Source organism: Thalassobius vesicularis, assembly GCF_004799325.1.
In the GTDB taxonomy this organism is placed as follows: Bacteria; Pseudomonadota; Alphaproteobacteria; order Rhodobacterales; family Rhodobacteraceae; genus Thalassobius; species Thalassobius vesicularis.
The window spans coordinates 236090-256248 of record NZ_SSMD01000003.1; the positions used below are offsets into that span (position 1 = coordinate 236090).

Annotated in this window: 21 protein-coding genes and 1 tRNA gene; 11 read left to right on the forward strand and 11 right to left on the reverse strand. The window is 62.4% G+C overall.

From position 1 onward, the window contains the following. The first annotated feature begins 37 nt into the window (after nt 1-37). Both E7681_RS07595 and E7681_RS07600 read left to right on the forward strand, forming a co-directional pair. The gene (locus E7681_RS07595; RefSeq protein WP_136338671.1) at nt 38-1231 is read left to right on the forward strand and encodes an RSP_2647 family RNA methyltransferase; all 1194 of its coding nucleotides are present in this window, start codon (nt 38-40) and stop codon (nt 1229-1231) included. Next, nucleotides 1228-1767 carry an RSP_2648 family PIN domain-containing protein gene (locus tag E7681_RS07600; protein ID WP_136338672.1) on the forward strand — a complete coding sequence of 180 codons (540 nt, stop codon included), beginning with the start codon at nt 1228-1230 and terminating at the stop codon, nt 1765-1767. Before E7681_RS07595 ends, E7681_RS07600 begins: the two co-directional genes overlap by 4 nt. Here E7681_RS07600 and E7681_RS07605 read toward each other — a convergent pair. From E7681_RS07605 to E7681_RS07620, 5 genes are all read right to left on the reverse strand, one after another. After that, nucleotides 1760-2446: a M48 family metallopeptidase gene (locus E7681_RS07605; RefSeq protein ID WP_136338673.1), complete on the reverse strand. Its 687-nt coding sequence runs from the start codon at nt 2444-2446 to the stop codon at nt 1760-1762. The genes E7681_RS07600 and E7681_RS07605 overlap by 8 nt on opposite strands. A 225-nt stretch (nt 2447-2671) precedes the next feature. Next, entirely contained in the window at nt 2672-3856 is a 1185-nt protein-coding gene (locus tag E7681_RS07610) for a vWA domain-containing protein (protein WP_136338674.1), read from the reverse strand. 3 nt (nt 3857-3859) lie between these two features. Beyond that, entirely contained in the window at nt 3860-4027 is a 168-nt protein-coding gene (locus tag E7681_RS18800; protein ID WP_168733174.1) for a hypothetical protein, read from the reverse strand. Further along, nucleotides 4024-5400, reverse strand: a complete 1377-nt coding sequence (locus E7681_RS07615) for a DUF2927 domain-containing protein (protein WP_136338675.1) — start codon at nt 5398-5400, stop codon at nt 4024-4026. The genes E7681_RS18800 and E7681_RS07615 overlap by 4 nt, the downstream gene beginning before the upstream one ends. Nucleotides 5401-5514: 114 nt before the next feature. Beyond that, nucleotides 5515-6363: an AAA family ATPase gene (locus tag E7681_RS07620; protein WP_136338676.1), complete on the reverse strand. Its 849-nt coding sequence runs from the start codon at nt 6361-6363 to the stop codon at nt 5515-5517. A 516-nt stretch (nt 6364-6879) separates the two neighbouring features. On the opposite strand from E7681_RS07620, the gene dksA reads away from it, so the two are divergent. Both dksA and E7681_RS07630 read left to right on the forward strand, forming a co-directional pair. After that, nucleotides 6880-7326 (forward strand): RNA polymerase-binding protein DksA, encoded by a 447-nt coding sequence (gene dksA, locus E7681_RS07625; protein ID WP_425471377.1) that lies wholly within the window; start codon nt 6880-6882, stop codon nt 7324-7326. A gap of 72 nt (nt 7327-7398) precedes the next feature. Continuing rightward, on the forward strand, nt 7399-8571 hold the full coding sequence (locus E7681_RS07630) for an FAD-dependent oxidoreductase (RefSeq protein ID WP_136338678.1): 1173 nt from the start codon (nt 7399-7401) through the stop codon (nt 8569-8571). A gap of 84 nt (nt 8572-8655) precedes the next feature. Here E7681_RS07630 and xth read toward each other — a convergent pair whose 3' ends face one another. Then, nucleotides 8656-9462, reverse strand: a complete 807-nt coding sequence (gene xth, locus E7681_RS07635; protein ID WP_136338679.1) for an exodeoxyribonuclease III — start codon at nt 9460-9462, stop codon at nt 8656-8658. A 173-nt stretch (nt 9463-9635) separates the two neighbouring features. After that, a complete protein-coding gene (locus E7681_RS07640; protein WP_136338680.1) occupies nt 9636-9959 on the reverse strand; it encodes a HesB/IscA family protein in 324 nt (107 codons plus the stop codon). Nucleotides 9960-10044: 85 nt separating this feature from the next. On the opposite strand from E7681_RS07640, the gene E7681_RS07645 reads away from it, so the two are divergent. The 7 genes from E7681_RS07645 to E7681_RS07670 all read left to right on the forward strand — a co-directional run bounded on the left by E7681_RS07645 (nt 10045) and on the right by E7681_RS07670 (nt 16668). After that, nucleotides 10045-11232 carry a deoxyguanosinetriphosphate triphosphohydrolase gene (locus E7681_RS07645; protein ID WP_136338681.1) on the forward strand — a complete coding sequence of 396 codons (1188 nt, stop codon included), beginning with the start codon at nt 10045-10047 and terminating at the stop codon, nt 11230-11232. A 94-nt stretch (nt 11233-11326) separates the two neighbouring features. Beyond that, entirely contained in the window at nt 11327-13072 is a 1746-nt protein-coding gene (gene argS / locus E7681_RS07650) for an arginine--tRNA ligase (RefSeq protein ID WP_136338682.1), read from the forward strand. 63 nt (nt 13073-13135) lie between these two features. Beyond that, the gene (locus E7681_RS19095; RefSeq protein WP_246032426.1) at nt 13136-14008 is read left to right on the forward strand and encodes an SPOR domain-containing protein; all 873 of its coding nucleotides are present in this window, start codon (nt 13136-13138) and stop codon (nt 14006-14008) included. After that, the gene (gene nagZ, locus E7681_RS07655) at nt 13984-14994 is read left to right on the forward strand and encodes a beta-N-acetylhexosaminidase (RefSeq protein ID WP_246032427.1); all 1011 of its coding nucleotides are present in this window, start codon (nt 13984-13986) and stop codon (nt 14992-14994) included. The genes E7681_RS19095 and nagZ overlap by 25 nt, the downstream gene beginning before the upstream one ends. 5 nt (nt 14995-14999) lie before the next feature. After that, nucleotides 15000-15785 (forward strand): segregation and condensation protein A, encoded by a 786-nt coding sequence (locus E7681_RS07660; RefSeq protein WP_136338684.1) that lies wholly within the window; start codon nt 15000-15002, stop codon nt 15783-15785. Further along, a complete protein-coding gene (gene scpB / locus E7681_RS07665; protein ID WP_136338685.1) occupies nt 15778-16419 on the forward strand; it encodes an SMC-Scp complex subunit ScpB in 642 nt (213 codons plus the stop codon). The genes E7681_RS07660 and scpB overlap by 8 nt, the downstream gene beginning before the upstream one ends. Before the next feature lie 66 nt (nt 16420-16485). Next, entirely contained in the window at nt 16486-16668 is a 183-nt protein-coding gene (locus E7681_RS07670) for a hypothetical protein (protein WP_136338686.1), read from the forward strand. Here the strand turns inward: E7681_RS07670 and E7681_RS07675 are convergent. The 4 genes from E7681_RS07675 to E7681_RS07690 all read right to left on the reverse strand — a co-directional run bounded on the left by E7681_RS07675 (nt 16643) and on the right by E7681_RS07690 (nt 20132). Beyond that, on the reverse strand, nt 16643-17803 hold the full coding sequence (locus E7681_RS07675; protein WP_136338687.1) for an MFS transporter: 1161 nt from the start codon (nt 17801-17803) through the stop codon (nt 16643-16645). The two genes, E7681_RS07670 and E7681_RS07675, sit on opposite strands and share 26 nt — an antisense overlap. Before the next feature lie 77 nt (nt 17804-17880). After that, nucleotides 17881-18957 carry a 2'-deoxycytidine 5'-triphosphate deaminase gene (locus E7681_RS07680; RefSeq protein WP_136338688.1) on the reverse strand — a complete coding sequence of 359 codons (1077 nt, stop codon included), beginning with the start codon at nt 18955-18957 and terminating at the stop codon, nt 17881-17883. Between the two features lie 99 nt (nt 18958-19056). After that, on the reverse strand, nt 19057-19857 hold the full coding sequence (locus E7681_RS07685; protein WP_136338689.1) for a crotonase/enoyl-CoA hydratase family protein: 801 nt from the start codon (nt 19855-19857) through the stop codon (nt 19057-19059). 198 nt (nt 19858-20055) lie between these two features. Next, a tRNA-Pro gene (locus E7681_RS07690) sits at nt 20056-20132 on the reverse strand. Nucleotides 20133-20159: the final 27 nt, after the last annotated feature.

The window sequence follows — 20159 nt, forward strand, 5'->3', positions numbered from 1 at the left end:
GCTTCCCAGCACCCGCAAACCCGGCTATGAGGGCGCCATGACACAAGACCTTCCCATCGTCCGCATGAAGCCCAAATCCAACGCCCGCGCCATCCGGCACGGTTTCCCTTGGGTTTATGACAACGAAATCGTCACCGACCGGCGCACCCGTTCGCTGGATCCGGGCACGATTGCCCTGCTGCAGGACGAGAACCGGCAAGAGCTTGGCATCGTCGCCTTCAACCCCAACTCCCGCATCATCTGCCGGATGTTGGAGCGCGACCTGACCGCCAAGATCGATCGCTACTGGCTGGCCGACCGCATCGAAAAGGCGCTGCGCCTGCGCGAACGGCTCTATGACCAGCCGTACTATCGCCTGATCCACGCCGAGGCCGACGGCCTGCCCGGCGTCGTCATCGACCGCTTTGGCGACACTGCCGTGGTGCAACCCAACGCCGCCTGGGCCGATGTGCTGATGGATGACCTGACCGCCGCGCTGATCGCTGTCACCGGCGTCAAGAACGTGCTGAAAAACGCCTCGGGCCGCGCCCGCACCCTCGAAGGGCTGGACGAAGATACCCGCACCGTCGCCGGAACCGTGCCCTCGGAACCGATTCCCGTTCCCATGAACGGCGCCACCTACATGGCCGATCTGGTCGGCGGGCAGAAAACCGGCCTGTTCTTTGACCAGCGCCCCAACCACGCCTTTGCCGCCAGCCTGTGCAAGGACGCCCGCGTGCTGGACGTGTTCAGCCATGTCGGCGGCTTCTCTCTGGCCGCGCTGGCCGGTGGCGCCAAGTCGGCGCTGGCCGTCGACGGCTCGGAACCCGCGCTGGAGCTGGCCGCCAAGGGTGCCGCCGCGATGGGCATGGCCGACCGCTTCACCACCCGCAAGGGCGATGCCTTCGACACGCTGGCCGCACTGGCCGATGAGGGCAAGAAGTACGAGGTCGTGATCTGCGATCCGCCCGCCTTCGCCCCCAACAAACAGGCGCTCGAGGCTGGTCTGCGCGCCTATGAGCGCGTCGCCCGTCTGGCCGCCCCGCTGGTGGCCGAGGGTGGCTACCTCGTGCTCTGCTCCTGCTCGCACGCGGCCGATCTGGTCCGCTTCCAGGGCGCTTGCGTCCGTGGCATCGGCCGTGCCGGGCGCACCGCGCAGCTGATCCGCACCGGCTATGCCGGCCCCGACCACCCGCTGATGCCGCAACTGGTCGAAAGCGGCTACCTCAAGGCGCTGTTCTTCCGCCTATGAGGGCGCTGCTGGACACCTGCGTCCTGTACCCCACGGTGATGCGAGAGATCCTGCTGGCCGTCGCGGCCACCGGGGCCTTTCGCCCGCTCTGGTCCGCCCGCATCCTCGAGGAATGGGCCCGCGCCGCCCGCAAACTCGGCCCGACCGGCGAGGCGCAGGCCCGAGGCGAGATCGCATTGCTTTCCGCTGCGTGGCCCGACGCGGTCGTGACCTGGCCGCCCTCGCTGGAAAACCGCCTGTACCTGCCCGATCCCGCCGACATCCACGTGCTGGCCGCCGCCATCGCGGGCCATGCCGACACGCTGATCACCCTGAACGCCGCCGATTTCCCGCGCCAGACCTTGGCCGAAGAGGGGCTGACCCGCCAAGCCCCGGACGAGTTCCTCTATGCTTTCTGGCAGCAAAACCCCGACGCCGTCGCCGCCGCGGTCGAGGGCGTGCGCCAACAGGCCGACCGCTTGTCCGGCCAGACATGGGAGACCCGTCAGCTTTTGAAAAAGGCGCGCCTGCCGCGTCTGGGCAAGGCGCTCAGCTAAGGTTCCACTTGGCCTCGTGCCGCTCGATCATCGCGATCCGTTCCGGCGTCGCCGGGTGGCTCATCAACCACGCTGGCACCACACCCGCGCGGGCCCCCGTCAGCGCCTCCAGCTTGGTGAACAGCGACTTTTGTGGCCCGGTGCCGAACCCCGCCTTCACCATCAGCGCGCTGGCATATTCGTCGGCCTCATATTCATCGCTCCGCGACATCCGCGCCGCCAGCAGCCGTGTCAGCCCGTTGGCGATGTAGATCCCGATCCCCGGCAGCAGCCGCGACAGCACCATCCCCAGCGCCGCCCGCATCGCGTTCTGCCCGGAAAAGTCGATCATCCGCCGCCGCGTATGCCCCAGCGCCACGTGTCCCAGCTCATGCGCGATCACGCTGCCGATTTCCTCGGCGCTGACCTCGCCCGACTGGAACCGCTTGTAGAACCCCCGGGTCAGGAACACCCGCCCATCCGGCGCCGCCAGCCCGTTGACTGGCTCGACCTCATAAAGGAACACCCGCACGCGCGGCACATCCAGCGCTTGCGCCAGCCGGTCCAGCACGGGTTGCAGCTTTGGGTCCACCAACTCGGTCGAGCGCGCATCCAACTCCTTGCGCGTTCGCCAAGCGGAGAACCAGTACATCGCCAGCGCATACATGATCGCCAGCAGGATCGGGGTAAATCTGAGCATGAGGCTAATATGGGGCCGCGCGCGAGCCGGGAAAAGGGGCGAAAACCGTTGTACGAAAATCGACGGGAATCATACAATTTCGCGGGTTAAGCGGGCGTCACACCCCCGCAAGCAAAGTTAACCGGATCGGGCGACATGGCCCGCAATCCGGCTAGTTTTCACGTGAAGTTTCAAGCAATTCCAAAGGGTAGGGCGGCAAAGTTAAAGCTGGACGATAGGATTAACCTATTTCGTAAGCTCTTTCATGCCCTTTTCCAGCCCTTCCAGAGTCATCGGAACCATGTTGTTCTCGAAGATTTCTTTAATGAGTCCAATGGATTGCGTGTAGCCCCAGTAGCGTTCCGGCACCGGGTTGATCCACAGGTTCGAGGGCCACTGCTCCCGCGCGCGCTCCAGCCAGACCTGGCCCGCCTCGGGGTTCCAATGCTCGTTCGCGCCGCCCGGATACGAGATTTCATAGGGCGACATCGAGGCGTCTCCGATGAAAATGCATTTATAATCAGGGCCATAGGTCCGCAGAACCTCCCATGTAGGGGTCTGCGCATCCCAGCGGCGTTTGTTGTCCTTCCACACGCCTTCGTACAGGCAGTTGTGGAAATAGAAGTATTCCAGGTGCTTGAACTCGGATTTCGCGGCCGAGAACAGCTCCTCCATGACCTTGATATGCGGGTCCATAGATCCGCCAACGTCCAGAAACAAAACAACTTTTACCGCATTGCGCCGTTCCGGGCGCACCTTGACGTCAAGGTAGCCATGTTCGGCCGTGGCGCGGATGGTGCCGTCCAGATCCAGCTCCTCATGGGCGCCGTCACGGGCCCAGCGCCGCAGGCGCTTCAGCGCGACCTTGATATTGCGCGTGCCCAGTTCAACTGTGTCATCCAAGTTCTTGAATTCTCTACGATCCCAGACCTTGACGGCACGTTGGTTGCGGCTTTCCTTCTGGCCGATCCGCACCCCTTCGGGGTTATAGCCATAGGCCCCGAACGGCGAGGTGCCCGCCGTGCCGACCCACTTGTTGCCCCCTTGGTGGCGGCCTTTCTGCTCTTCAAGACGTTTTTTCAACGTTTCCATGAGCTTATCGAAGCCTCCTAAAGCTTCGATCTCGGCCTTTTCCTCTTCGGTGAGGTACTTTTCCGCCATCTTTTCCAGCCAGTCCGATGGCAGCTCGATCGCCTCAAGGACGTCGCCCAGCTGGATTTGGTCCAAGCCTTTGAAAGACATGGCAAAAGCGCGGTCGAACTTGTCGATGTTCCGCTCGTCCTTCACCATGGCGGTGCGGGCGAGGTAGTAGAACGCCTCGACGTCATAGGTGACCAACCCGGCCTTCACCGCTTCGAGAAAGCTCAGATACTCGCGCAGCGAGACGGGAACACCAGTTTTTCTGAGGTTTTCGAAGAAAGGAAGGAACATGGATCAGATCGAGGCCCTGTGTATAAAGATGGTGATGAACAGTCCGATGATCATGAATAGCACGGCATAGGCCACCGCGTATTGTGCTATGTCCTTGCGGTTGCCCCCGCGGCGTTTTGCGCGGTAAGCCCCTATGATCAAACCCAAAATTGCGCCAGCGATGACGATCATGTCTGCCCGTTGCTCCTTTTCAGCGGTGACAGGGCGATGATTTCGCGCAATCTGGCGTGCACCGCCCCGTCCGAACCGAAGCCGTACCGCGCCCAGCCCAGACTGTCCAGTCTGACAGACTGTGCCTCAGAGGAGCGGCCCAGCAGGTCCAGCGCCTCGGCGCGCAGCAATTGCAGGGTCGACAGCAGCGCCGCGTTCTCATGTCGGGCAGCGACGGCCAGATAGGGGCCGGTCAGCAAAAGGGCTTCGTTTCCATTGCCTTCCGAGATCGCATAGGCCGCCAGTTGCGCCGCAACATGGGCGGCGTGCAACTGCGTCAGCGGGTTGCGGGTGTAGAACGATTGCGCCGCGCGGAAATGCGACAGGGCGACCTCGGCGTTGACGCCCTGGGTCAGCCGGCCAAGCGCGTAATGCGAAAACGCGCGGCGGTGATCCGTCCAGCCGGCGTTTTCAGCGATCGCCAGGGCACGGCGGGCGGCCTCTTGCCGTTGCATCGGGCTGGCGCCGGGGCCAAGCGCCGTCTGGATCGCGTTCACCCAGGCGGTTGGTGTGTCAGAAAGTTGTTGCGTACGAAGGGTTTGCCCGGCGGGGTTGAGGCGCGCCAACAGGCGGGGCAGGCGCTCGGCCACCTCGGCGCGGGACATGCCGTTGCGCAGCTCGGGCGCGTAATAGGCGCGCAGGATCAGCATGTCATAGCTGGTCAGAACCGTGTGGATATTGTCGTCGTTGAACACGGAATCAGGCAGGCGATAGAGGTCATTCAGCGGGCCTAACGCCTGTGCCAACTCCTCGTGCAGGCAGTCGCGGGTTTCCTGTGGGGGCGCGTCGGCGGGCACGAAAATCGCCATGCGCTGCCGGTCTTGCAGCAGCGCCCAATCGGTGCGGGCCGAGCCGGAGTTGCGCGCGTATTCAGACAGGCTCGAGACGTTCGGCACCACGAAACACGCGGCCTGAGGCAGGTAGCGCTGGATGTCGTTGCGGCTGACGGCGTTGATGGTGATGTTCGCGTCGGGTGCTTTTGTCAGGCGAATATCGATCCCGGCCTCGTTGCGCAGGCGGCTGATCAGCCGATCCAGATCGCGCTGCATCTGCTCGGGCGCGCGGCCGCTCAGGCGCAGGGTAATGGGCCCCTCGAAGCGGGTGAAATAGGGCAGCTCCCGGCCGGATTCGAGCACGAAACTGAGATCCAGGAAATCCCGCGCGATGTCCGCGTTCGATGTCTGAACCCGTTCAAGTGTCTGGCCCGAAAAGGTTTTCATCGGGGGCAGCCCGCCCACCGGAGAGGAGGATGCGCGGGTAGTCGCCTCGCCGTCCGGGGACATGCAAGAGGCCAGACTGGTGACCAGGGCAAGGCTGAGCAGGATGTTTTTCATGCGACTATCCTGCCTGTTCGACCGCGCGGCGACAACGGGTTTCGGCGGCTTTTGGCGCGGCAGGCATAAGACTGCCAAAGCGGGGGGCAACACCCGCCCGCTTTGGCAAAGGGGTCAGCGACGCGGCTGCTGGCTGCGCGCCATGAAGGCCAGCCGCTCGAACAGGTGCACGTCCTGCTCGTTCTTCAGCAGGGCACCGTGCAGCTTGGGCAGGGCGTTCGCGCCGTCGCGTTTCAGGTCTTCGGGGGTCATGTCCTCGGCCAGCAGCAGCTTCAGCCAGTCCAGCACTTCCGAGGTCGAGGGCTTTTTCTTCAGCCCGGCGGTTTCACGGATTTCGTAGAACTGGGTCAGCGCGGTGGTCAGCAGCTTTTCCTTGATGCCGGGGTGGTGGACCTCGACGATCTGCTTCATCACCTCGGGCTCGGGGAAGCGGATGTAGTGGAAGAAGCAGCGGCGCAAAAACGCATCCGGCAGTTCCTTTTCGTTGTTCGAGGTGATGATGACGATGGGGCGCACCTTGGCCTTGATCGTCTCGCCGGTCTCATAGACGTGGAACTCCATCTTGTCGAGTTCCTGCAGCAGGTCGTTCGGAAACTCGATATCTGCCTTGTCGATTTCGTCGATCAGCAGAACGACCTTTTCGTCGGCCTCGAACGCGGTCCAGAGCTTGCCCTTCTTGATGTAGTTTTTCACATCATGGACGCGTTCTTCGCCCAGTTGGCTGTCGCGCAGGCGGCTGACGGCATCGTATTCGTACAGACCTTGTTGCGCCTTGGTGGTGGATTTGATGTTCCACTCGATCATGCGCAGACCCAGCGCCTGAGACACCTGCCGCGCCAGTTCAGTCTTACCGGTGCCCGGCTCGCCCTTGACCAGCAGCGGCCGTTCCAGCGCCACGGCGGCGTTGACGGCGACCTTCAGATCGTCGGTAGCCACATAAGCGTCTGTGCCTTGGAATTTCATGCTTTCATCACCCTTTTGCCCTGTTCGGGGCGCACACTAACGTGATCAAACGTGCACCGCAATGTGTGGCGTTTAAGGGTATCAAAAGGACCGAAGTCTTGCGTCAAGACGGTGGCGCGTGCCACTTTTTTGGTCCGTCAGGACGGCAAGGGACAGGTGTATGAACCGATCAGACGCTGCGCTTTACAGACACGGTTATGCAATTTCCGGCAGAGCAAACAGGCTGCGCCCACAGCCGAGAGTATATGCCGCGAAACAGGGTGGTTCGGTCGTTCATAAACGTCGGGGGCGCTGCTGCACATGCAGCATTTTTCAGCAGATTTCTGGTGTCTTTGTCGATTTTCGACACGAAAAAGTGAAAGAAAACACTGTACTGCGCGGACTGCGGACCTTGGGTCACATTGCTTTGGTTCGTGGTGCCAGAAACTGTGCATTGGCTAGTGACAATTTCTGGTCATTGGTTTATTCGGGCGGCGGGAGGGTACCATAGTGTCAGACGAAAATTCCTTGACTGAGATGGACCTTATTGAGGGAAAAGAGATGAAGGCTGAAACCTTTATTGCCGACGACTATCGTCCGGCAGAAGATGAGCCGTTCATGAACGAGCGGCAGCTGGAATATTTCCGGCGCAAACTTATCACCTGGAAACACGAGCTTCTTGAAGACAGCCGCGACACGATCGAGGGCCTTCAGGACAGCACGCGCAACATCCCCGATATCGCGGATCGCGCGTCCGAGGAAACCGATCGCGCGCTGGAACTGCGTACCCGCGATCGCCAGCGCAAACTGGTGTCCAAGATCGACGCGGCCCTGCGCCGGATCGAAGAAGGCGAGTACGGCTACTGCGAAGTCACCGGCGAGCCGATCAGCCTGAAACGTCTGGATGCACGCCCCATCGCGACCATGAGCCTTGAGGCGCAAGAGCGCCACGAGCGTCGCGAAAAGGTTCACCGCGACGACTGATCGCGGGCAGACATGCCGACATTCCAAACGCCGGGGGTTTTCCTCCGGCGTTTTTTGTTTTCAAAGGGAAGCATGAGTCTTCTGGGTATGAAAATCGCCGTTATCGGCGGCGGAATCGCGGGTCTGGCCGTGTCGCGCGCACTGGCAATGCGCGGTGCGTCGGTCACCGTTCTGGAACAGGCCCCCGAAATCACCGAGGTGGGCGCCGGCCTGCAGATCAGCCCCAATGGATTCGCGGTTCTGGATGCCTTGGGGTTGGGGGATGCGCTGGCCCAAACCGCCGTCCGCGCCAATGCCGTCAGCTTGCGCGATTATCGTAAGGCAGAGGTCGTCCGACTGGACCTGACCCGCCTGCAAAACCGCAATTACTTTTTCGTGCATCGGGCCGACCTGATCGAGGTTCTGGCCACTGGTGCCCGCGAGGCGGGCGTGAAAATCCGCCTGCTGCAACAGGTTGACCAGGTGATCCCGGGCGATCCACCGACGATCCGCATGTCAAATGGCACGGAATTGCACCCCGATCTGGTGATCGGCGCGGATGGTTTGCACTCCAAGGCCCGCGTTGCGCTGAACGGCGCGGACCGTCCGTTCTTCACCGGGCAGGTCGCATGGCGTTGCGTCATCCCGAATATCCTGAACCTTCCGCCCGTCGCCCGGGTCCATATGGGGCCGGGACGGCACGTCGTCAGCTACCCGTTGCGCCGGGGTGAGTTGATCAACATCGTCGCCGTCCAGGAACGCGCGCAATGGGTCGACGAAGGCTGGCATCACGAGGACGACCCGGCCAATCTGCGCAACGTGTTTGCCGACTTCGGGCCCGAGGTTCAGCAAATGCTGTCTCTCGTGGACAAGGTGAACCTCTGGGGGCTGTTCCGTCACCCGGTCGCACGCCAGTGGCACGGGCAGAACGTGGCTATTCTGGGCGACGCTGCCCATCCGACACTGCCTTTTCTGGCACAAGGCGCTTGCATGGGGCTTGAAGACGCTTGGGCGCTGGCCGAGGAACTCTCTGCTTCAGAAAGCACCGCAGTCGGCCTCTCCGCCTATCAGCGACGCCGCCAGGCGCGCGCAACCAAGGTGATCAACGCCGCCACGCGCAATGCCTGGAAATACCATCTCGGTTTCGGCCCCCTGCGTTTCGCGGCACATACCGCGCTCAGGCTTGGCGGCGCCTTGGCCCCGGACCAGATGCTGCACCAGTTCGACTGGCTCTATCTGCACGACGAAACCCAGCACCCCTCCTGATCTTCTTCTTTTTACAAATATCCCGGGGGAGTCGTTGAAAATTATTAATTTTCAACGGCGGGGGCAGCGCCCCCTTTGCTGCCCTCAGGCATCCAGCTCCACCCAGACAGGCACGTGGTCCGACGGTTTTTCACGCCCTCTAATCCCCCGGTCGATTTTGCAGTCCACCAACAAGTCGGCGCATTGTGGGCTCAGAAGAAAGTGATCAATGCGAATGCCATCGTCCTTTTGCCAGGCGCCGGCTTGATAATCCCAAAACGAGTAATGCCCTGGCCCACGGGTCAGCGCCCGGAATGCCTCGGTAAAGCCAAGGTTCAGAATGCGTCGGAACGCTGCGCGGCTCTCGGGCCGAAACAGGGCATCCTGCCGCCAGGCGTCGGGGCGTTTGGCGTCCTCGGCTTGGGGAATGATGTTGTAATCGCCGGCCATGAGCGAAGGCATTTCGCTGTCCAGCAACTCTTGCGCGCGGTCGCGCAGCCGTTCCATCCAGGCCAGCTTGTAGGCGTATTTGCCGCCCTCGACCGGCGCGCCGTCCTCCTGCAGCTCGACCGGGTTGCCGTTGGGCAGGTAGAGGCCGCAAATACGGATCGCCGTTTTGCCCACCACGGTCGCCTCGATCCAGCGGGCCTGTTCGTCACTGTTATCGCGGGGCAGGCCGCGCGTTACGTCCTCCAGAGGAAGTTTCGACAGGATCGCCACGCCATTGAAGCTTTTCTGACCGTGGGTTTCCACGTTGTAGCCCATGTCTTCGAAGACCTCTCGGGGAAAGGCTTGGTCGACCGACTTGATCTCTTGCAGCAGGGCGACGTCGGGCTGCGCCTCGGTCAGCCAATCGGTCAGAGCTTTCTGGCGCGCCTTGATGCCGTTGATGTTGAATGTGGCGATTTTCATGGCGCGTCTCCTGTAGCTTCGGGTCTTTTTGCCCTGCTCCTGCCCCATGGTGCAACCCCATGCTTGGGGCGGAACGTGTGGGGAGGGGAAAATTCTTGCAAAGAATTTTAAACGGAAAATTTGAAATTTTCCGTGCCTCCGGCGGGAGTATTTTGGTCAGAAAGAAGAACGGGTCAGATTGAGAAGGAGGTGCCGCAGCCACAGGACGAGGTGGCGTTGGGATTGTCGATCACGAAGCGCGCGCCGATCAGTTCCTCGGTGAAGTCGATCGTGGCGCCGGTCAGGAAGGGCAGGGACACGGTGTCGACCAGAACTTTCTCTCCAGCGCCCTCGAGCACGATGTCATCCTCGGCGGGGGTGTCGAGCTTGATATCGTATTGGAAGCCAGAGCAGCCGCCGCCCTCGACAGCGACGCGCAATGCCATGCCCTGGGCGGCCGCGCCGATCTCGGACAGGCGGGCAAAGGCGCGATCGGTCACTTTTGGCGGCAAATTCATGGGTTTGAGGCTCCTGCGCGGTTCCTTTGACAGATAGAGTGGAATATATGGAGGGCAAGGACAGGCGACAAGGGACAGTTGAACCATGCAAGCTCCATTCGCATCGGATCCGGCCCGCAGCCGTGGCCGCCTTTTTCCCGAAGATGAAAGCGCGTTCCGGTCGTGTTTTCAGCGGGATCGGGATCGCATCATTCATGCCAGCGCGTTTCGGCGGCTGAAGCACAAGACCCAGGTGTTCATCGAGCATGAGGGCGATTATTTTCGCACCCGTCTGACGCATTCCATCGAAGTGGCGCAGGTGGCGCGGACCATTGCGGGGACGCTAGGGCTGAACCCCGAGTTGACCGAGGCGGTGGCGCTGGCCCACGATCTGGGGCACACGCCCTTTGGCCATACCGGCGAGGACGCGCTGGCCGAGCTGATGGCACCTTTTGGCGGATTCGATCACAATGCGCAGGCCATTCGCATCGTCACCAATCTGGAGCGGCACTATGCCGAATGGGACGGGCTGAATCTGACCTGGGAGACGCTGGAAGGCATCGCCAAGCATAATGGCCCCGTCACCGGCGACATCCCCTGGGCGCTGGCCGAGTACAACGCGCGCCACGATCTGGAGCTGCACACCCATGCCAGCGCCGAGGCTCAGGTGGCCGCTTTGTCCGACGACATCGCCTATAACAACCACGATCTGCATGACGGGTTGCGGGCCGAGTTGTTTTCCACCGACGAGCTGGCCGAGATGCCTATTCTGGATGGCTGTTTCGCCGAGGTGGATCACAAATATCCCGGCTTGAACTATTATCGCCGTCGTCACGAGGCGCTGCGCCGGTTCTTTGGGGTGTTGGTCGAGGACGTGATTGCCGTGACCCAGGCCAATCTGCGCGCGGCTGATCCGCGCTCGGTCGAGGAGGTGCGTGGGGCGGGGCGGATGATGGTGCAGTTCTCGAAGCCGCTGTGGGAGGATCTGAAGGTCATCCGCGAATTCCTGTTCCACCGCATGTATCGCGCCCCCGAAGTGGTCGAGGTGCGCAGCTACGTGACGGACGTGGTGCGGGTGCTGTTCGGCATCTACATGGACAAGCCTGATCTGTTGCCGCGTCAATGGCGCAAGGATGTGGACGAGGCGCAGACCGACACCGCGCTGGCGCGGATCGTTTCGGATTATATTGCCGGGATGACCGATCGCTTCGCCCTGCAGGAACACGAACGACTGACCGGCCGCGCGGCCATTCCCGCCGGACGTCGTGCGACCCCGATCCAACGCGGCGGCTGAACGCCTCGTGACGTGACAGAAGGCAGCGCCCCAAGGGGCGTTGACCTTTGGCCTTTGCGTGGTAAACCCCGCGCAAGCGGAAAGGAATGAACCCATGAACCTCTTCACCGAAATGCGCGCACTGGTGCTGGATACGTTGCAGCAGATGGCCGAGGCTGGCGAGCTGCCTGCCGGGCTGGATTATGCCAACGTGGCGGTCGAGCCTCCGCGTGATGCCGCACATGGGGACATGGCGACCAACGCCGCGATGGTGCTGGCCAAACCCGCCCAGATGAAGCCGCGCGACATCGCCGAGAAACTGGCCGAGCGGCTGGGCGCGAACGAGCGCATCACCAGCGCCGAAGTGGCTGGTCCGGGCTTTCTGAACCTGCGTCTGAACGCGGGTCTGTGGCATGGCATTGTCAAGGCCGCACTGACCTCTGGCACCGCATATGGCCGTTCGGACATGGGCGCGAGCAAGCGCGTAAACGTGGAATTTGTCAGTGCGAACCCGACTGGCCCGATGCATGTGGGCCATACCCGCGGTGCGGTGTTCGGTGACGCGCTGGCTAGCCTGCTCGATTACGCGGGCTACGAGGTGACGCGCGAATACTACATCAACGACGGCGGTGCGCAGGTCGACGTGCTGGCTCGCTCGGCCTACGAGCGTTACCGCGAGGCCAACGGGCTGGAACCGGCGATCCGCGAAGGCCTGTATCCCGGGGACTACCTGATCCCCGTCGGCGAGGCGCTGAAGGCGAAATATGGCGCCGATCTGCTGGACAAGCCCGAAGAGGACTGGCTGGTCGACGTGCGTGAATTCGCCACCGAGAAGATGATGGAGATGATCCGCGAAGATCTGGCCTCGCTCGGCGTCAAAATGGACGTGTATTACAGCGAGAAATCGCTCTATGGCACCGGCCAGATCGAGGCGGCGCTGGAGCGGCTGAAATCTCTGGGCCTGATCTATGTCGGCACGTTGGAGCCGCCCAAGGGCAAGCTGCCCGACGATTGGGAGCCGCGCGAACAGACCCTGTTCAAATCCACCGCCTATGGCGATGACGTGGATCGTCCGGTGATGAAATCCGACGGTGCCTGGACCTATTTCGCGCCGGATATCGCATACCACTACACCAAGGTCGAGCGCGGCTTTGACATGCTGATCGACGTGTTCGGCGCGGATCACGGCGGCTATGTGAAGCGGATGAAGGCGGCTGTTGCGGCCCTGTCCGAAAACCGCGTGCCGCTGGACATTAAGCTGATCCAGCTGGTCAAACTGTTCAAAAACGGCGAGCCGTTCAAGATGTCCAAGCGGGCAGGAACGTTCGTGACCCTGCGCGATGTGGTCGAGCAGGTCGGCTCGGACGTGACCCGGTTCCACATGCTGACCCGCAAGAACGACGCGCCGCTGGATTTCGACTTTGACAAGGTGCTGGAGCAATCCAAGGACAACCCTGTTTTCTACGTGCAGTACGCGCATGCGCGGGTGTGCTCGGTTCTGCGGAAGGCGACCGAGGCGGGGATCGCCCATGACGACGCGACGCTGGCCTCGGCAGACCTGTCGGGCCTGACCCACGAGGCCGAGCTGACCGTCGCCAAGAAGCTGGCCGAATGGCCGCGTTTGGTGGAAATCGCAGGCCGCACCAATGAACCGCACCGGATTGCGTTCTACCTGTATGAGATCGCCTCGGATTTCCATTCGCTGTGGAATCGCGGGAACGAGGATGCTTCGCTGCGCTTCCTGCAAGAGGGTGATGCGGCAGCAAGTCAGGCGAAAATCGCCCTTGCGCGGGCCGTGGCCGTTGTCATTTCCGCAGGTCTTGGTATTCTGGGCGTGAAACCGGCGGAAGAGATGCGCTAACGCACAAACCCGCCGGCAACGCAGAGCAGAATGCCGGGCCCTCCCGGCAGAGCAGAGGCGAGCATGGCGGAGATACAGGCAGACGGGGGCTTTGATGTCCCCGCGCAAGGTTCAACATTCGGGACATTGGCCAACTGGGCCGGGGCGGTGACGTCTCTGGCGCTGGTCGTTGGAGTCGGCGTCTGGGGCTATCAGCTGGTGACACGCGATGTCAGCGGCATCCCCGTTGTGCGCGCCGCCGAAGGGCCGATGCGGATACAGCCTGAAAACCCGGGCGGTGCTGCGGCGATGAACCAGGGGCTGGCGGTGAACATGGTCGCGGCCACGGGTAGCGCCCAAGAGCCTGCCGATAAACTGATCCTGGCACCCAAACCCGTGGACCTGACGACCGACGATCTGCCGCAAGGAGAACTGTCTGCGACGACCGAGGCCGTTGCCGCAGATGCGCCGCAGACCGGAAGCGCCGTGGACAAGCTGGTTGCCGATCTGGTGCGCGACGCTCAGCCGTTGGACCCCGTAGAGCCGGTTCGCGTGAAAGCCGTCGATACCGCCGAGGCCGGTGCTTTGCATGGTCTGGCAACCTCTCTGCGGCCACAGATGCGCCCGGAAGGCGGGCAAGTCATCCTGGCCGCCGCGCGCCCCGATGTGTCGCAGACGGTCGATGTGGATGCCGATAGCCTGGCCGCCGGAACCCGTCTGGCTCAGCTTGGCGCCTATGAAAGCGCAGAGATCGCCAAGAAGGAATGGGAGCGCCTGTTCGGTCGCTTCGGCGACTACATGCAAGACAAGAAACGCGTGATCCAAAAGGCCGAAAGCGGCGGGCGCACCTTCTATCGTCTGCGCGCGCACGGGTTCGAGGATATCAACGATGCGCGGCGGTTCTGCTCGGCGCTGGTGGCCGAAAAGGCCGAGTGTATCCCGGTGACCACGCGGTGATCGGCGCCACTATTCTTGACCCGCTGGGCCTGCGTCTGAGCACCGAGGAAAAGGCGTTCTTTCGCGATGCGAACCCGTTTGGGTTCATCCTGTTCGCCCGCAATTTGGACAGCGCCGATCAGATCCGTGCGCTATGTGCTGACCTGCGCGAAGCCGTGGGCCGCGATGCCCCGATCACCATCGACCAAGAGGGCGGACGCGTGCAGCGACTGCGCGCTCCGAACTGGACCGAATGGTTGCCGCCGCTGGATCATGTGACCACGGCAGGCGAGAATGCCGAAGAGGCGATGTACCTGCGCTATCGCATTATTGCTGATGAATTGCGGGCACTTGGCATCGACAGCAACTGTGCGCCGCTGGTCGATGTGGCCCATACGGTGACGCATCCTTTCTTGCAGAACCGCTGCTATGGCATGGACCCGGACACCGTTTCGCGCATGGGCCGTGCGGTGGCGAATGGTCTTCTGGATGGCGGCGTGCTGCCGGTGCTGAAACACATCCCCGGGCACGGGCGCGCGGTGGCCGACAGCCATCTTGAGCTGCCCCGGGTGGACGTGGACCACGCTGAATTGACCGCGATCGATTTCGCCCCCTTCAAGGCGCTGAACGACCTGCCGCTGGGGATGACCGCGCATCTGGTCTATGACCGGATCGACCCGCGCCCGGCGACGATCTCGCCCGTGATGATGCGGCTGATCCGTGATGAGATCGGCTTTGACGGGCTGATCATGACCGACGACATCTCGATGAAGGCGCTGTCGGGCGATCTGGCCAGCCTCAGCGCCGCGTCGCGTGCGGCGGGCTGCGATGTGGTGCTGCATTGCAATGGCTCTTTGGACGAGAAACGCAAGGTGGGCGAAGCCGCAGGCCGGTTGGATGCAGACGGCCAACGCCGGGCCGATGCGGCAATTGCGGCGCGAAAACAGCCCGATCCTGTTGACATTCGCGCCCTGCGGGCCAAGCTGGACGCCTTGATGAACGGGTAAGGCGCATGGCCGAAGATACGACCGAGCAGACAGTTGCCGAACGGCTGGCGGCCGAGGCGCTGATCGTCGATGTCGAGGGGTTCGAGGGGCCCCTGGACCTGCTGCTTATGCTCAGCCGGACGCAGAAGGTGGATCTGCGCAAGATCTCGATCCTGCATCTGGCGAACCAGTATCTGGCCTTTGTGGAGCGCGCGAAAAAGCTGCGGTTGGAACTGGCGGCGGATTATCTGGTGATGGCGGCCTGGCTCGCCTTCCTGAAATCGCGCCTGCTGCTGCCGCCCGATCCCTCCGAAGAAGGCCCCTCGGGCGAAGAACTGGCCGCACATTTGGCGTTCCAGCTGGAGCGTCTGCAAGCGATGCGCGACGTGGCGGCGCGCTTGATGGCGCGCGACCAGAAGGGGCGGGATTTCTTTGTCCGTGGCATCCCCGAGGACGTCGCCCGGATCAAGCGCGTCACCTATACCGCCAACCTGCTGGACCTGATGCAGGCCTATGCCCGCATACGCACCAAGGATGAATTCCGGCCTTTCGTGATGGACCGCGATTCTGTCTTCACGATGGAGCAGGCGCTGGAACGGATGCGCGGGCTGATCGGCTTTGCCGGGACATGGACCGACATCGTCAGCTACCTGCCGCCGGGTTGGGAGAATGACCCAGCTAAGCGGCGCTCGGCCACTGCGGCGACCTTTGCCGCCTCGCTGGAGCTGGTCAAGGAAGGCAAGGCCGAAATCCGCCAGTCCGGCACGTTCGAGCCGATCCACCTACGCAAGAGAGAGGGCCGAGATGGCTGACGCGACCCAAAGCAATGACAGCCTGTTCGAAGCGCCGCCGATGGCCGAACAGGAGCGTATGGTCGAAGCGATCCTGTTCGCCACCGCCGAGCCGATCTCGGTGCGCGAGCTGGAGGCACGGATGCCCCACGGTTGCGACGCCGCCGAGGCGCTTGTCTACCTGCGCAAACGCTATGAGGGTCGCGGGGTGAACGTGGTCAAGGTGGGCGACGCTTGGGCGATCCGCACCGCGCCCGATCTGGGGTTCCTGATGCAAAAGGAAACCGTCGAGACCCGCAAACTGTCGCGCGCGGCGATCGAGACGCTGGCGATCATCGCCTATCACCAACCCGTCACCCGCGCCGAGATCGAGGAGATCCGGGGCGTGTCCGTCTCGCGCGGGACCATCGACCAGCTGCTGGAGATGGAGTGGATCCGGTTTGGCCGCCGCAGGATGACTCCGGGCCGTCCGGTGACATTTGTCGTGACGCAGGAATTCCTGGATCATTTCGGCCTAGAAAGCGCGCGCGATCTGCCGGGGCTGAAGGAGCTGCGCTCGGCCGGGTTGCTGGAAAGCCGCCCGCCGCCTAGTCTGGGTGCAGCTGGCGAGGAGGACGAGGACGACGGCGATCAAAGTGAATTGTTCGACGACTGACGTCTTGGCCCTTAAATCGGCACAATCATCACCTACCTTCTGGCACAAGCCAAAGGAGGCAGAGCTATGAATGTGAACCAACTGGTGAATATGATCTTTCGGATGTTCGTGCGCAAAGCGGTGAACAAGGGCGTCAACGCAGGCATCAATCATTTCGCCAAAGGCGACGGGCAAGGCAAACAGGCCCGTCAGGTCACCAAACGCGCGCGGCAAGCGATGAAGGTCACTCGGCGATTGAACAGGTTTTGACCGGGCGCGAAGGCCAGATCGCCTCGGCTGCTGCGATGGCCGCAAAAAGGGCGGAGATGCCCAGACACATGGCCAAGCCACCGTATTCAAACGGATACCGGAAAAAGACCGAGCCGCCCATCACCGTGCCATAGGTGACCGCGGCGTTCAGGCCCATGATCGCGCCACGGCGGTTCGGGTCGAGGCTGGTCAGGCGATCGACGACAGTGTTCAAAGCAAAATGCTGGAAGATGCCCCAAAGGAATGCCAGGGGCAGCAAGACTGCCATCTGCAGCGAAAACTGGTCCATGGCCAGATAGGTGACGGCAAGGCCGCCAAAGGCCAGCAACCCGATCCAGCGCGCTGGCAGGCCTTCGAGGAAGCGGTTGAAGATCACCGCCCCGCCAAATCCCAGACCGTAAAGCATGGTCAAAACGCCTGTCGCAGAGGTCGTCAGCCCCATGTTCTGCACAACATGGGCGCCTAGATAGATGTAGGCTCCGTTAAAGGCCATCATCAGCATCGCGTTGGAAAACAGTGCCCGCAGGATGCCCGGTTGGCGCAGGGCGCTCAGCGGGCTGGAAACGGGGCCTTCGCGTCTGCCGACCTGCATGTCGCATTGCTTCAGCAGAAACAGAACGCCAAGGGTCAGCACCGTCATCAGGCCGTAGACAGCCCGCCAGCCGATCATGTCCGCAATGACCGCCGCGAAGGTGACGCCAAAGATCAGCGAAAGCGTCCAGCCCGTCAGAACGGTGCTGATCGTCTTGCGCTCGCGCCCCTTGGGGGACACATGCGCGGCCAGCGAATAGATCGAGGGCAGAGCCAGCCCCGCCCCTACGCCGGCAATCGCCTGGCCCAGGATCAGGAACCGGACGTCCGTCCCGAGGGTGCACATCAACAACGCGAACAGCAGCAACAGGCAGGCATGTTTCAGCGCCCTGTCAGACCCGATCACATCCGCGCGCGGCGCAAGCGTCAGGGCAGAGATGGCCGTTCCGGCCCCGTAGGCAGCGACGGCCTTCAGGATGGTGGTCGTGTCCGACGACAGATCGGCTGCTACCGCCGGTGCGATTGGCGACAGGACAAGCGAGTTTGCCCCGATCACACCGATGGCCGCCGTCAAAAGAGGAACAGGCCGGTTGAAAACTCTCATAGGTAGAGAGTTACGCGCGCGTAAACCATCCGGTCAAGTGTTAACCAACTGGTCAAGAAGTTGACCTAGCGTTGGCTTCACGACACCCGGAAATGTTTGCTGAGTTTCAGACCCTGGCCCTGGTAGTTGGAGGCAATCCCGGCACCATAGAGCTGGTCCGGAATCTCGGTCATGCGTTCATAGACCAGACGCCCGACGACCTGGCCATGTTCCAGCACAAAGGGCGCTTCGTGGCAGCGCACCTCAAGCACCCCGCGCGAGCCTGCGCCGCCCGCAGCGGCATGGCCAAACCCGGGGTCGAAGAAGCCTGCGTAATGGACACGGAATTCGCCCACCATGGCCAGATAGGGGGCCATCTCGGCGGCATAGGCGGGGGGAATGTGCACCGCTTCGCGGCTGACCAGAATGTAGAACGCGCCGGGGTCCAGAATGATTTGGCCGGACTTGGTGTGAATCTCCTCCCAGAAATCCACCGGATCGTATTGGCCGATGCGGTCCAAGTCGATCACGCCGGTATGCGGTTTCGCGCGATAGCCGACCAGATCGCCCGACTCGGGCCGCAGATCGACCGAGAAGCCCAGACCGTCGTCGATCACAGCCTCGCCGTCCACCAGCGGGGACTGGGCGTGCAGGGTGCGCAGCTCGTCATCCGCCAGAACGGCCTGACCGGCGCGAAAGCGGATCTGGTTCAGGCGCATCCCCGGACGCACCAGGACGGAAAATGACCGCGGGCAGATTTCAGCGTAAAGCGGCCCGGAATAGCCGGGCTGGATACGGTCGAATTCCTCGCCGCCATCGGTGATCGTGCGCGTCAGCAGGTCCAGCCGCCCGGTCGAGCTTTTGGCGTTGGCCACGGCCTGAATGCCCACGGGCAGGGCTAGGCTTTCCATCAACTCGACAACGTAGACGCAGCCCTTTTCCAGGACGGCGCCGTTTGTCAGGTCGATCTGGTGCATCTCGAATTCATCCAGCCGCTGCGCAACTGTCCGGCCGTGCCCGGCCAGGAATGACGCGCGCACCCGCCAGGCCCGCAGGCCAAGTCGCAGATCAAGGCTGGCTGGCTGAATCTGTTCAGGGATGACTGGCCGGACGCCCGCAATCTGGCCGTAGGCAATCATCGTCTTGAGGCGCTGGCTTGGCAGGACACCGGTCATGGGAACTCTCCCTTTGAATTGACCTGTCTTAGCAAAGGCAAGGCGCTGAACGGAATAGAAAAAGGTCGCCGAAGCGACCTTTTCCCGTTGGATGTCCGATTATTCGGGGCGAACGCGCGCCGCAGTCTTGTTGGCGAACGCCTCCAGCCGCCCGCGTGAGGCCGGCTGCGTGTTCACGATGCCCGCGACCACGGATTCGGCATAGGCGGCGTCCAGCGCCGACATGTTCTGCATATGGCTGATCGCCGAGCAGATCGCGAAGTTGGACAGCGGCGGATTGGTGGCAGCCGCGCGGGCGATTTCATAGGCCTTGGCCTCGGAATCCTCGACCAGGTACTGCGCCAGGCCGACCGAAATCGCCTCGTCCTGCTTGTAGACGCGACCGGTCAGCATCATGTCGATCATGCGCGCCTTGCCGACCAGATCGGCCACGCGGATCGTGGCGCCGCCACCGGTGAACAAGCCACGCTGGCCTTCGGGCAGGGCGAAATAGGTGCTTTGATCCGCCACTCGGATATGGGCCGAGCTGGCCAGTTCCAGACCGCCACCGACGACGGCCCCCTTGAGCGCGGCGATGACCGGAACCCCGCCGTATTCCATCTTGTTGAAGGCTTCGTGCCAGCGCAGGCAGACATGCATGAACTCTTCGGGGCGGCGGTCTTCTTTGTGGTGTTCCACCAGATCCAGACCCGCGCAGAAATGCGTACCCTCGGCGCGCAGCACGACCGCGCGTGCGCCCATGCGCGGCAGGCCCGAGAAGACCTCGATCAGTTCCTCGATGGTTTCGGCGTTCAGGGCGTTACGTTTGTCAGCACGGTTCAGGGTGACGGTGGTGATTCCGTCCTCATCCATATCAACAAGCAGATTTTGCAGGGAAAAATCGTCTACTGTCTTGGCCATGCTATCCTCCGGTCGCAATCCAAACGTGCCTATGGCACTGTTGGGTCATGCTTTTCCGGCACGGATTGGAAGTCAAGAACTGCAGAGCGAAAATCGACCGCATGGACGGTTTTGCCGCAACGGAACAGTTCAGAGCACCGCGAAAAAGAAAAAGGTCGCCCAAGGGCGACCCTACCATCGTATTCGCAGGGGAAGATTTGGTCGGGCTAGCAGGACTCGAACCTGCGACCTTCCGTCCCCCAGACGGACGCGCTACCAGGCTGCGCTATAGCCCGACGGTTCGCTCTTCATACTGATTTCTC